Origin of the sequence: Kitasatospora sp. MBT66 (assembly GCF_000710405.2) — a bacterium.
Classification (GTDB): Bacteria; Actinomycetota; Actinomycetes; order Streptomycetales; family Streptomycetaceae; genus Kitasatospora; species Kitasatospora purpeofusca.
This window is the reverse complement of record NZ_JAIY01000013.1, coordinates 60,589-72,705: the sequence shown is the minus strand read 5'-3', so window position 1 is coordinate 72,705 and position 12,117 is coordinate 60,589. Positions and strand designations below refer to the sequence as shown.

General features: G+C 73.1%; 9 protein-coding genes. 2 read left to right on the top strand and 7 right to left on the bottom strand.

Annotated elements, in window-relative coordinates; all coding sequences use genetic code 11:
* Window positions 1-31: 31 nt before the first annotated feature.
* Together BI06_RS33770 and BI06_RS33765 are read right to left on the bottom strand one after the other, a co-directional pair.
* Window positions 32-682, bottom strand: a complete 651-nt coding sequence (locus BI06_RS33770) for an IclR family transcriptional regulator (RefSeq protein WP_030308168.1) — start codon at window positions 680-682, stop codon at window positions 32-34.
* Window positions 683-1,185: 503 nt separating this feature from the next.
* A complete protein-coding gene (locus BI06_RS33765) occupies window positions 1,186-3,018 on the bottom strand; it encodes a DEAD/DEAH box helicase (RefSeq protein ID WP_051742540.1) in 1,833 nt (610 codons plus the stop codon).
* Window positions 3,019-3,343: 325 nt separating this feature from the next.
* On the opposite strand from BI06_RS33765, the gene BI06_RS33760 reads away from it, so the two are divergent.
* The gene (locus tag BI06_RS33760) at window positions 3,344-3,778 is read left to right on the top strand and encodes an SsgA family sporulation/cell division regulator (RefSeq protein ID WP_030394260.1); all 435 of its coding nucleotides are present in this window, start codon (window positions 3,344-3,346) and stop codon (window positions 3,776-3,778) included.
* Window positions 3,779-3,861: 83 nt separating this feature from the next.
* Here BI06_RS33760 and BI06_RS33755 read toward each other — a convergent pair whose 3' ends face one another.
* From BI06_RS33755 to BI06_RS33745, 3 genes are read right to left on the bottom strand one after another with little or no spacing between them, the layout of a single operon-like run.
* Window positions 3,862-6,513, bottom strand: a complete 2,652-nt coding sequence (locus BI06_RS33755; RefSeq protein ID WP_051742539.1) for a rhomboid family intramembrane serine protease — start codon at window positions 6,511-6,513, stop codon at window positions 3,862-3,864.
* Window positions 6,510-7,838 carry an alpha/beta hydrolase family protein gene (locus BI06_RS33750; RefSeq protein ID WP_051742538.1) on the bottom strand — a complete coding sequence of 443 codons (1,329 nt, stop codon included), beginning with the start codon at window positions 7,836-7,838 and terminating at the stop codon, window positions 6,510-6,512. The genes BI06_RS33755 and BI06_RS33750 overlap by 4 nt, the downstream gene beginning before the upstream one ends.
* Window positions 7,835-8,470 (bottom strand): class F sortase, encoded by a 636-nt coding sequence (locus BI06_RS33745; RefSeq protein ID WP_082558879.1) that lies wholly within the window; start codon window positions 8,468-8,470, stop codon window positions 7,835-7,837. The genes BI06_RS33750 and BI06_RS33745 overlap by 4 nt, the downstream gene beginning before the upstream one ends.
* Before the next feature lie 434 nt (window positions 8,471-8,904).
* On the opposite strand from BI06_RS33745, the gene BI06_RS33740 reads away from it, so the two are divergent.
* Window positions 8,905-10,149, top strand: a complete 1,245-nt coding sequence (locus BI06_RS33740) for a lipoprotein (protein WP_043474768.1) — start codon at window positions 8,905-8,907, stop codon at window positions 10,147-10,149.
* An 80-nt stretch (window positions 10,150-10,229) separates the two neighbouring features.
* On the opposite strand, the gene BI06_RS33735 is transcribed toward BI06_RS33740, so the two are convergent.
* Together BI06_RS33735 and BI06_RS33730 are read right to left on the bottom strand one after the other, a co-directional pair.
* Window positions 10,230-11,669: an MFS transporter gene (locus BI06_RS33735; RefSeq protein ID WP_037780001.1), complete on the bottom strand. Its 1,440-nt coding sequence runs from the start codon at window positions 11,667-11,669 to the stop codon at window positions 10,230-10,232.
* A 96-nt stretch (window positions 11,670-11,765) separates the two neighbouring features.
* Window positions 11,766-12,080: a multidrug efflux SMR transporter gene (locus BI06_RS33730; RefSeq protein WP_030394266.1), complete on the bottom strand. Its 315-nt coding sequence runs from the start codon at window positions 12,078-12,080 to the stop codon at window positions 11,766-11,768.
* Window positions 12,081-12,117: the final 37 nt, after the last annotated feature.

The window sequence follows — 12,117 nt, the reverse complement described above, 5'->3', positions numbered from 1 at the left end:
ACCCGAACGGCCCACCCGGCGGCTCGGGCGGTCAGCGCAGCGCGTCGGCGACCTCGGTGGCCGCCTCCACCACCCGGGGGCCGACCCGCTCCGGGACCAGCCCGTTCAGCATCACCACGCCTACGCTGCCCTCGATGCCGCTCAGTCCGAGCAGCGCGGCGGCGGCGCCGGACGCGCCGGACTGCTCCTCCGCCCGGGTGATGACGAAGCCCTGCTCCGGCCGACGCTGGCTGGGGAAGGTCCGGGCCTCCAGGATCGCCCGGCCCGCCGCGCTCTCCCCGAGGGGGTGGCGCAGCCCGGTCCGGTAGGCGACGTGGAAGTCGGTCCAGCTGGGTTCGACGACGGCCACCGCGAGCGCCTCGTTGCCGTCCACCAGGGTCAGGTGGGCGGTGGCCCCGAGGTCCTCGGCGAGGCTGCGCAGCGCGGGCAGTGCCGCCTCGCGCAGCAGCGGGTGCACCCGGTGGGCGAGCCGCAGCACGCCCAGGCCCACCCGAGCCCGGCCGCCGATGTCCCGGCGGACCAGCCCGTGCTGTTCCAGGGTCGCCAGCAGCCGGTAGACGACGGTCCGGTTGACGGCGAGGCGGGCCGCCAGTTCGGTCACGGTGAGCCCGCGCTCCGAGTCGGCGAGGAGTTTGAGGACCCGGACTCCCCGGTCCAGGGTCTGGGAGGTCTCTGCAGTCACGACGCGCAATTCCTTTCCGCGGCGGTCGCGGATCGGCTGGCCGGTCCGGGACTCGGTGGTCGCGCGCAGGGGGGTGGCCGCGCCAGGGCCGCGGTGTGTCGTCCTTGACGTCCTGGGGCCCTGCGGCGCCCGTCCGGCGGGGGTTGCCCGGCGGGAGAGCGTGGGGGAAAGGTAGTGAAGGAATTGCGGCGGCGGAAGTGTTTGTCCAAAATTCGGTCAAGATCAATTCTTCCGGGCCGGACAGAAGCGGACGAACCCCCGCATTCCACCCGGCCCAACCGGGCGCAAGTTCGAGCACAGTCCGAAGTCCGGACAGACAGCCGGGACCGGAGGAGTCGGGCGACCGACCCGGAACAGCCCCGGAGCGCCCGGGAACGACCCGGAGCACCCCGGCAGCACCCCCCGAACGCCGACTCGGCCACCCCGCCGGCGAATCCGGCGGAACGGCAGGCCCACAGACCGGCGGACCCACCGGCCCACCGGCCCGCGGCCCCGACGGATCGTTACTTCGCCCACTCCCGGATCTTGGCGATCCGCGCCTTCAGCTGGTTCGCGGTGGCCTGCGCGGTCAGCGGACCGCCGCACTGCCGGCGCAGCTCGTTGTGGACCGTGCCGTGCGGCTGGCTGGTGCGGTGGTGCCAGGCGGCCACCAGCGCGTTCAGCTCCTTGCGCAGCTCCCGCAGCTCCTGATGGGTCACCACCGGCCGCTGCTCGGCCGGCAGCTCCAGCAGGTCGGCCTCCTCGGCCGGCTTGCCCTTGCTCCGCTGGATCTGCCGGTGCTGACGCTTCTGCAGCAGCATCTGCACCTGGTCCGGCTCCAGCAGGCCCGGGATGCCGAGGTAGTCCTCCTCCTCCTCGCTGCCCGGGTGCGCCTGCATCCCGAACTCCATGGCGTTGTAGAGCACCCGGTCGAAGACCGCCTCGGAGCCCAGCGCCTCGTAGGAGAACTCGTCGCCGCCCGCGCCGTCCGGGCCGTCGTTGGCCCGCTCGGCCTCGGCGAGCAGCCGGTCCTCCTCGTCGAAGAGGCCCTCGCCCTCCTTCTTCGGCCGGTCCAGCACATGGTCGCGCTGGAGCTCCATCTCGTTGGCGAAGCCCAGCAGCATCGGGACGGTCGGCAGGAAGACGGAGGCGGTCTCGCCGCGCTTGCGGGCGCGCACGAAGCGGCCGACGGCCTGGGCGAAGAACAGCGGGGTGGAGATCGAGGTGGCGTAGACGCCGACGCACAGCCGGGGCACGTCGACGCCCTCGGACACCATGCGGACCGCGACCATCCAGCGCGAGGTCCCGGCCGCGTAGTCGGAGATCCGCTGCGAGGCCTCGGTCTCGTCGGAGAGCACCAGGGTGACCTTCTCGCCGCTGATCTCGCGCAGCATCTTGGCGTAGGCGCGGGCCACGTTCTGGTCGGTGGCGATCACCAGGCCGCCGGCGTCCGGGATCGCCTTGCGGACCTCGGTGAGCCGGCGGTCGGCGGCCTGCAGCACGGAGGGGATCCACTCGCCCTGCGGGGAGAGCGCGGTGCGCCAGGCCTGGGCGATGAGGTCCTTGGTCATCGGCTCGCCGAGCCGGGCCTCCAGCTCGTCGCCGGACTTGGTGCGCCAGCGCATGTTGCCGCTGTAGGACAGGAAGATCACCGGACGGACGACGTGGTCGGCGAGCGCGTGCCCGTAGCCGTAGGTGTAGTCGGCGACCGACTTGCGGATGCCGTCGCCCCCGGCCTCGTACTGGACGAAGGGGATCGGGTTGGTGTCCGAGCGGAACGGCGTACCGGTCAGCGCGAGGCGCCGGGAGGCCGGCTCGAAGGCCTCGAAGCAGGCCTCGCCCCAGGACTTCGAGTCACCGGCGTGGTGGATCTCGTCCATGATGACCAGCGTCTTGCGGGCCTCGGTGCGGTTGCGGTGCAGCATCGGGTTCACGCCGACGCCCGCGTAGGTGACCACGATGCCGTGGTACTCCCGGGAGAGCGGACCGGAGGAGTAGCCCGGGTCCAGCTTGATGCCTATCCGGGCGGCGGCCTCGGCCCACTGCTTCTTCAGGTGCTCGGTGGGCGCGACCACGGTGATCTGCTGCACCAGGTGGTTGTGGAGCAGGTACGAGGCCAGGGTCAGCGCGAAGGTGGTCTTACCGGCGCCCGGGGTCGCGACCGCGAGGAAGTCGCGCGGCTGGTTCTCGATGTACTTGTCCAGCGCCCCCTGCTGCCACGCCCGGAGCTTGCCCGCCGTACCCCAGGGGGCACGGCCGGGGAAGGCCGGGGACAGCTGGTGCGAGGTGGTCGGCGCGGCATGGCCGACGGCCCGGACGGGCGCGTGCGACTCGTTCGCGTCGGAGAAGAGCGGCATCGGGGCGGCGGCAGTACTCACGGTCTCCGAGGGGGGATCATCGCAGGTCAGAGGCGGTTTCGCGGCCTCGATCCACGGTCGGACGGCGTTCGGACAACCCACCCAGCGTACCGGTCCCGGCGTCGTTCGGGCGGCCACGGCGGCGCCGGGCCGGGCGGGCGTCCGCCCTGCCCGGGGCGGGTGCGGCCGGAAATCGATGTGAGGTGGATCACAGCGGAATTCCGGGAAACCCGGGTAAGCGGAACCCCTCCCACCGCCTCTCTTCGGGGTGAGGCCGCTCCACCCTCCACCGCCCGCCGCGGCCTCACCAGCGAAGGGAAGCGCCGTGCACGCCACCGCCGAAGAGACCGTCCAGGCCCGACTGATCCTGTCCGCGCACCGGTCCGCCCGGCTGCGGGTCACCCTGACCTATCGGACGGACGACCCGCTCGCGGTCCGGATGGCCTTCCCCGGCGAGTTCTCGCTGGACGAGCCCACCGCCGCGGCCGGGCCGGAGGGCGGCGACATCGTCTGGGTCTTCGCCCGCCGGCTGCTCGCGGGCGGCCTGGAGCTGCCCTCCGGCGTCGGCGACGTGCAGGTGCGGCCCGGACCCGGCCGGAGCACCCTGGTCGAGCTGCGCGCGCCCGAGGGCACCGCGCTGGTCCGGTTCGACGCCGCCGACCTGCGGCGCTTCCTGTGGCGCAGCCGCCTGCTGGTGCCCGAGGGCGAGGAGCACCTGTACCTGGACGCCGACCGCGCCCTCGCCGAGCTGCTCGGCTGAGCGGGGCGGCCCGGGTACGGCGGACGCCGGTCGTCCGGGACCGAGGTCCCGGACGACCGGCGTGACGAGGAGCAGGCATCCGGCTAGGACGACAGCTTGCGCATCAGCCGCACGCCCTGCGTCGGCGTGAGGTGCGGCAGGTACGCCTTGCCGATCGCCCGGGTGATGCTGGGCAGCGCCGCCGGGTCGGGGTACGCCATGTACATCGGCCGGTACTCCGGCTGGAACTTCGCCTTGAAGGCGAGCAGCGAGCGGAAGCCGTACACCGGCTCCAGCACCCGGCCCAGCCAGTCCAGGGTCTTCTGCAGCCCGGTGGGCGGCTCCTTCTCCGAGCGGGCCAGCGGCGCGCCGGAGAGCGAGAGGAAGCGCGCGCCCTCCTGCTTGAAGCCGAGCGCGGCCGAGGCGATCAGGAACTCGGTGACGCCCCGGAAGCCGTCCGAGCGCCGCCGCATGAAGTCCAGCGTCCAGCCGACCGGCTCGCCGTTCTCGTAGACCGGCATCCAGCTGGTCAGGCCGTGCACACTGCGGTCCTCGTCGATCGCGAGCAGCAGCCGCACCGCCGGGTCGTCCAGCTCCTCCAGGCCGCCGAGGGTGAACCCCATCTCGGGCAGGCCCTTCTCGGAGACCCACTCCTCGGAGATGGCCCGGATCTGTTCCTTCAGCGCCAGCGGGGCCTCGTGGTAGGACCACCACTCGGCGGTGATGCCCTGCTTGCCGGCCTTGTTGAGCGCGGTCCTGATGTCCTGCCACTTGCGGCCGGTGAAGGCGAGGTCGGGCAGGGCGACGACGGTGTCCTCGGCGACCTGGAGCGAGCGCCAGCCGAGCTCCCCGGCCGCGGCCCGGGTCTGCGGGGTGACGCTGTAGAAGCACGGCGTCCAGCCCTTGGCGTCGCAGTACCGGGCGAAGCCGGCCACCGCGCGGTCCCGGGCCGCCGGGTCGCCGAAGGGGTCGCCGGTGGTCAGCGCCACGGTGTTCAGCACCCGGTAGGCGACGGCGGCCCGGCCCTCCTCGTCGAACCAGTAGTGGTTGCCGTCCCAGGTGGTGAGGAAGGACAGCGTGCCGCCGCCGTGCTCGGTGAGCAGCGCCCGGGCCCGGGCGGCGTCCTCGGCGGCGACCTGGACCACCGGCCGGCGGAAGGTCAGCAGCAGCGCGGCCAGCGCGACCGCCCAGAAGCCGAGCCCGCAGTACGTCTCCAGGGCGCGGGCGAACGGCCCGACCGCGATCGGGTAGTCCGGCAGCAGGTCGTTGTAGGCGGGCGGCAGGAACTGGGCCGGCAGCCCGTGGACCAGCCCGCGGAAGGTCGCGCCCGGCTCGAACTGCCCGGCGGCCAGGACGCCCAGCCCGGTGTAGGCGGCGGAGGCGACGACCAGCGCCCCGCCGACCACCGCGAACAGCCGGCCGAGCACCGCGCCCGGCAGCCGCAGCGTGAAGCGCTTGCGGGTGGCCAGCAGCAGGCCGACGGTGACCATCGGCAGCAGCAGCGCCTCGACGAAGTACTGGACGACGTCGCTCGAACCGGTGCTGGTCTCCGCGAACAGGACGACCAGCATCGCGGTCCAGAGCAGCTCGGTGGCGACGGTGATCCGCCAGGCGAAGCGCAGGCCGCGGCGCAGGCCCTCGGCGAGCACCAGCAGCAGGGCCGGGAAGAGCGTGGCCATCAGCCGGGCCGGGGTGTCGAAGATCCGCTGCACGGCGTGCGCGCGGGCGCAGTCGTGGGCCGAGACCGAGCAGAAGTCGGCCACCTCGTCCGGGGTGAGCCGGTGCGAGAGGTAGATCTCCGAGAAGGTGTTGAACGGGCCGGCCGCGTTGTCGTACAGCGAGGCGATCATCGGGCCGAGCGCGGCGGCGACCAGGCAGAGCGCGACCAGCACCCGGGTCTCGGTGTGGGAGGAGCGGTGCGAGCGCAGGTGCGGGCGGCGGCGGAACAGCAGCGCGCCGGCGGCGAGGCCGACCAGCGCCCCGCTGAAGCGCTGGACGCTCTGCAGGTGCCCCACGTACAGCGCCATCACCAGCGGCATCAGCAGCACCAGCAGGTGCAGCCGCCGGCGCCAGAGCACGGTGAGCCGGTAGCCGAGCACGCCGGCCAGCGCGAACAGGCCGACGCCGGGGCCGACCGCGGTCTGGCCGGCTATGGAGAGGGTCCACTGCTCGCCGAGCTTCGCGCCGACCACGACCACGACGGTCCCGGCCATGACGCCGGCCAGCTGTCCGGCGACCAGCACCGCGACGGTGCGCAGCCGGCCGAGGCGGCGCTCGGCGGCCGGGCCGACCAGGAGCAGCAGCAGGCTGGTGAAGACGTAGGCGCCGATGCCGGAGCACCAGAACAGCGAGGTGAGGGGCGTCCACCAGCGGCCCGCGTGCAGGGTCGGCCGGCCGATGCCGACCTGCTCCAGCAGGGCGTCGGACGGCCCCCGGGTGAGGCTGCCGGTGGCGGCGCCGACGGCCCACAGGCCGACCAGCAGCACCAGGGTCAGCGGCGCCTCGCCGAGCCGGGCGGCCAGCCGGGCGACGAGCCCCGCGGCCGCGCGGACGACCCGCTGCCGGGGCCGCGGCGCGGGCGCGCCGGGGCCCGGGGCGCCGCCGTCGGACCCGCCGGAGTCGGCGGACGCGGCGTCGGCGCGGTTGGAGCCGGCCCCGGTACGGAAGGGCCTGGGCACGAGCAGGCGCGACTGTCCCCCGCCGCGGCTCTGCTCCTGCTCGGCGGCGACTCCCGGGGAGGCGCCGAGCAGGGTCACCGGATCATCCCGGTCTGCTGTGCCAGCCAGGGCAGCTGGTCGGCGATGCCGGGCCGGAAGATGATCCAGCCGTGCCCGCCGGGCATGAGGTCGAACTTGGCCTGCATTCCCGCCTCCACGACCGCGCGGTACACCTTCTCCTGCTGCGGCCGGAACTCGTCGTCGTCACGGCCGACCACGATGGCCCCCGCGGTGTCCGGGAACTTCTTCCGCGCCATCACCTGGAGCGGGTCGACGGCGGCGAACTTCGCCGCGTCGCCGTCGTAGGCCGCCTGGACGGTCTCCTCACGGGTGCCGAGGGTGGGCTCGTCCTGACCGGACATGTCGAGGAACGAGCCGTAGACCTCGGGCGCGTTGACGGCGAGCTGGAGCGCGCAGGTGCCGCCCATCGAGGCACCGGCGATCACCCAGTTCTTGCGGCCCTCGGCCGTCTGGAGGTTGGCGTGCACCCAGGCCGGCACGTCCTCGGCCAGGAAGGTCTGGACATTGGCGATCTTGGAATCGAGGCAGAGCGTGTTGTTCCAGGTCGAGCCCAGCTGGTCGACCATCACCACGATCGGGGCCAGCCCGTGGTGCTCGGCGGCGAAGGCGTCGAGGGAGTCGGCGATCTGGCCGCCGAACACCCAGTCGCCCGGCGTGCCCGGCTGGCCGGCCAGCAGCACGACCACCGGCAGCAGCGGACGGGGAGTGGCCTGGTAGGCCGGCGGCAGGTACACGTACCCGTCGCGGGACTCGAAGCCGGACTTGGTGCCCGGGACGGCGACGGAGGAGACGGTGCCCTTGGCCGGGAGGTCCGCGGGCGGCTGCCAGACCTCCTCCAGCACCTTGCCGGGCGGGCGGCCGATGGTGGCGGCGGCCTTCCCGGTGGTCAGCTCCTGGGTCTTCTCCAGCCACGGCGCCAGCATCACCCGGCCGGTCGGGTACTGGTCGAAGCCCCGGTTCACCTGGGAGGAGGCCATCAGCAGCACCAGGGCCCCGGCGGCGACCGCCAGCAGCCTGCGGCGCAGCGTGCTGCCGCGCATCCGGAAGGCGACCAGGGAGAGCCCGAGCAGACCGACGGCTATCCACCAGGTGACGTAGTGCGGGGTCCCCTCGGGGAAGGGGTGCCACCAGTCGTCGACGGCGGTGTCCAGCAGCAGGCTGAGCGCCGCCGCCGTGACCAGGGCCGCGGGCAGCCGGCGGCGCCACCACCCGCGGGTGCGGGAGTAGCAGGCGAGGAACAGCAGTGAACCCCAGCCGGCCACCAGGACGGCGCGCGGGATCGGGCCGCGGGTCAGCGGCCAGTCGATCGGGTTCCAGCTCAGGGCGAGGGAGACGGTGGTCATACGTTCGTCCCCGAATGCCTGGTGTCGGCCAGGAAGCCGTAGGCGACGACGTTGCCGTCGTAGCCCCGCTCCTCGCTGTAGCCTCCGCCGCAGGTGATCACCCGCAGCTGGGCATCGGCGGCCTGGCGGTACACCCGGTCGTCCGGGAAGTCCTTTCGGTCGTGCACTTCGATGGCGTAGAGCTGGTAGACCGCGGTGCGGCCGTCCTCGCGGAGGATCTCGATCCGGTCCCCGCGGTGCAGCGCGCCCAGGTCGTAGAAGACGGCGGGCCCACTGTGGTTGTCGACATGGCCGGCGATGATCGCCTGGCCGGGGGTGGCACCGTCCCGGTACCAGCCGGCGAGGTTTCGGTCCTCCTCGGGAGGGGTCTGGAGGTGGCCGTCCCGGTCGAGGCCGAGGCCGGTGACCGGGGCGTCGAGCCGCACGGCCGGGATCCGGATCCTGGTCGGCCGGGAGGGGCCGAGCGGTGGCACCACGGAGACCGGTGCGAAGCCGGTGAGGGCCTGCCCGCTGCCGGGGGCCGGGGGGAGTACGGCGTGACCGCCGTCGGTGAGCAGCCATGCTCCCAGCACGAGCGCGGCGCCGACCGCCAGGGTACCCGGCCACGGGCTCCTGCTCTGCTGGGCGCCCACCGGCGCTCCCCTCTGCTGACGTCGGACGGTTGCCGGTTTCTGGGAGATGTCTGAGAACAATGCAACCGGATCGGACCTTATGCCACATCCATACGATGGTCGTACTCACTCCCCCCGATCGGCAGGGTCCGAGGGGCCCGACATGGTCCGCGCGGGTGAGTCGTCACCGTGACGCCACACTCCGGTCACCTGGCGGTTGTCCGGTGAAGGGACAATCTCTTCATCTGACACTCAGGAACGTCATCGCGGTTGCATCCTTCGGGCGATGAGTTCCGACCGTTCGTGGTGGAGCGTTGACCGCTTCCGATCACATGCCATGCTGACCCCGTTCACAGGCCTATCACCGCACTTGTCCCACCGGACCCCCGTCCGGCGGACGGTCGCGCGCGCCTGCCGTGCCCCGCCCCCGCGCACGCCCCACGAACGGAGTGACCATGGACGCCCTCTCCCGCCGCACCCTGCTGGCCGCGGGTGCCGCCGGAGCCGCCAGCCTCGCCGCGGGCTGCGCGAGCCGGACCGGTCCCGACGGCGCGCAGGCGAACACTCCGGCCCCGGTCCCGGCCACCCCGGCCGAGGACCACGCGACGACCCCGACCGAGGCCGCCAAGCCCCCGGTCACCCTGATCGGCGACGGCTCCACCTCGGACACCGGCCCGCAGCCGAACCAGCCCACCCTCGAACCGCTGCGGCCCGGCCAGCGCCCGCCCCAGTTCGTCGTCTTCTCCTGGGACGGCGCCGCCGAGCTCGACAACGGCCTGTTCGCCCGCTTCCGCCGGCTCGCCCGGGAGCACAACGCGTCCATGACCTTCTTCCTCAGCGGCTCCTACCTGCTGCCCGAGGGGAAGAAGGACCTCTACCGCCCGCCGCAGCACAAGGTCGGCGCCTCCGACATCGGCTACCTCAGCGACCAGCACATCCACGACACCCTGGAGAACCTCCACGCCGCCTGGCTGGAGGGGCACGAGATCGGCACCCACTTCAACGGCCACTTCTGCGGCGCCAACGGCGTCGGCCAGTGGTCCCCCGAGGACTGGGACAGCGAGATCGAGCAGGCGATGGGCTTCGTCACGAACTGGCGGACCAACACCGGCTTCACCGACCTGCCGGCACTGCCCTTCGACTACCGCAAGGAGCTGATCGGCAGCCGCACCCCCTGCCTGGAGGGCCAGCGCAACCTGCTGCCCACCGCCGTCCGGCGCGGCTGGCGCTACGACAGCAGCGGCAACGGGACCCAGGTGTGGCCGCAGAAGATCCAGGGCGGCGCGCTCTGGGACCTCCCGCTGCAGTCCATCCCCTTCCCCGGACACACCTTCCAGGTGCTGTCGATGGACTACAACATCATGTTCAACCAGTGCGGCAGCAACACCAAGGCCGACCCGGCGCTCCACCCCGGTTACCAGACCCAGGCCCGGGAGGCCTACCTGCTGGGCTTCGAGCGCGCCTACACCACCAACCGCGCCCCGTTCGTCATCGGCAACCACTTCGAGGAGTGGAACGGCGGCATCTACATGAACGCCGTCGAAGAGGTGATCAAGGCGATCGCCGACCGGCCCGAGGTGCGGATGGTGTCCTTCCGCCAGCTGGTCGACTGGCTGGACGCCCAGGAGCCGGCGCTGCTGCGCAAGCTGCAGAGCCTCGCCCCCGGCCAGGCACCGCCCGGGGGCTGGGAGACCTTCTGATTGTCGCCCGCTCGCCTCCGGGGCAGGGCTCGGGGCGGGTTTCCACCCGTTCGCGCACAGGTGGGGGCCGGGGCGCCCGCTCAGGCGGCCTTGCGGACCCGGCCGGAGACCAGGGCGCCGAGCAGCGCCACCCCGGCCATGACCCCGAAGATCACCGCGAAGGCGCCGGTCGAGCCGGCGCCCGTCGCGCCGTCGTGGACGGCGGCCACCGAGCCGCCGCCCAGCGCCCCGAACAGCACTCCCGCCAGACCCATCAGCAGCACATTGCCCAGCGCGTCGCTCACCTGGAGCGAGGCCGAGTTGGCGCCGGCGTCCTCCGGTGTGGACAGCTTCATCATCAGCACGCTGATGCTCGCCACCGCCAGGCCCATGCCGATCCCGCCGACGCCCCAGGCCACCGCCGCCACCCAGGCGGGCACCGCCGGGACCAGCACCAGCGCCGCGCCCGCGATGGCCACCGCGGTCAGCACGAAACCGCCGCGGATCATCAGCGTCCGGTGGCGCTCCGCCCCCGGCCGGCCCTGGATCCAGGAGCCCAGCGCCCAGGACAGGCCGCCGCTGGTGAGGGTGAGGCCGGCCAGCGTCGGCGAGAGCCCGCGCTCGGTCCTCATCATCAGCGGGATGAACGCCTCGGCCGCGAAGAACGCCCCGGCCGCGACCCCGCGCAGCAGGATCACCGTCGGCAGCCCGCGCCCGGCCCGCAGCGTCCCGGCCGGCAGCAGCCCCAGCACCGCCGGGAGCAGCAGCGCCGCCCCCACGGCGGCCGGCAGCAGTCCGGGCAGGTCGAGCCGCTGGCCCGCGTACTGCAGCAGACCGGCGCCGACCGCGGCCATCGCGGCCAGCCCGGTGCGGCGGCGGTCGAACGCGGCGCCCTTGAGCAGCGGCTGCTCACGCTCCGAGCGGCGCAGCGCCGGGCCCATCACCGCGAGCGGCAGCAGGATCAGCGCCGGCACGGCGAGGAAGACCCAGCGCCAGCCGATGTGCTGGGTGACCGCCCCGGAGACCAGCGGGCCGACGATCGAGGGCAGCACCCAGGCCGCCGAGAAGGCCGCGAAGACCGAGGGCCGCAGCCGCTCGGGGTAGGCCCGGCCGACCACCACGTACAGGGCGACGATCACCAGGCCGCCGCCGAGGCCCTGGAGCGCCCGGCCGCCCACGAAGATCCACATCCCGGGTGCCGCCCCCGCCACCAGGAGACCGGCGCCGAACACCGCGATGCCGGTGAAGAGGGGTCGCAGCGGCCCGCTGCGGTCGCACCACTGTCCGGAGACCACCAGGGCGAACAGGGTGGTGGTGAAGTAGCCGGAGAAGGCGAAGGCGTACAGCCCGAACCCGTCGAGCTCGCCGGCGGCGACCGGCATCGCGGTGTTGACGGCCGTCGCCTCGAAGGCGATCACCAGGACCACCGAGACGATGCCCAGGGTCAGCGCCCGGAAGCGGTCGCCCATGACCCCTCCGCCGGGGTCGGTCGATATCGGAACGGAGGCGGTGTCGGCCGACACGGGGGAGGCTGTGGTCATACGTATGATCGTAAGGCGCATCTGGCCCGATGGCCCCTGACCGTGGTCGTAGTCCCACTCCTCCCCCGGTCCTAGGACGGGAGGGTCACGGGAGGGTCAGTGCAGCACCTTCAGGCCCACCACGCCGGAGACGATCAGGAGCAGGCAGCCGATCCGGGCCAGGGTCGCCGCGTCACCGAGCACGGCCATGCCGTAGAGCGCGGTACCCACCGCGCCGATGCCGACCCAGACCGCGTAGCCGGTGCCGATCGGGATCGTGCGCATCGCGTACGCCAGTCCGCCCATCGACAGCGCCAGGGCGATGCCGAACACCACGGTCGGGACCAGCCGGGAGAAGCCCTTGGAGTTCTCCAGGGCCACCGCCCACACCGTCTCCAGGACACCGGAAATGATCAGAACGAGCCAAGCCATGACGGCCGTACCTCCGCAGTCGGCAGCGGCCGGGTTG

Coding starts and splice junctions, on each gene's coding strand:
- BI06_RS33765 (WP_051742540.1), bottom strand. CDS start 3,018: ATGCCGCTCTTCTCCGACGCGAACGAGTCGCACGCGCCCGTCCGGGCC.
- BI06_RS33750 (WP_051742538.1), bottom strand. CDS start 7,838: ATGACCACCGTCTCCCTCGCCCTGAGCTGGAACCCGATCGACTGGCCG.
- BI06_RS33740 (WP_043474768.1), top strand. CDS start 8,905: ATGGACGCCCTCTCCCGCCGCACCCTGCTGGCCGCGGGTGCCGCCGGA.
- BI06_RS33735 (WP_037780001.1), bottom strand. CDS start 11,669: ATGACCACAGCCTCCCCCGTGTCGGCCGACACCGCCTCCGTTCCGATA.
- BI06_RS33730 (WP_030394266.1), bottom strand. CDS start 12,080: ATGGCTTGGCTCGTTCTGATCATTTCCGGTGTCCTGGAGACGGTGTGG.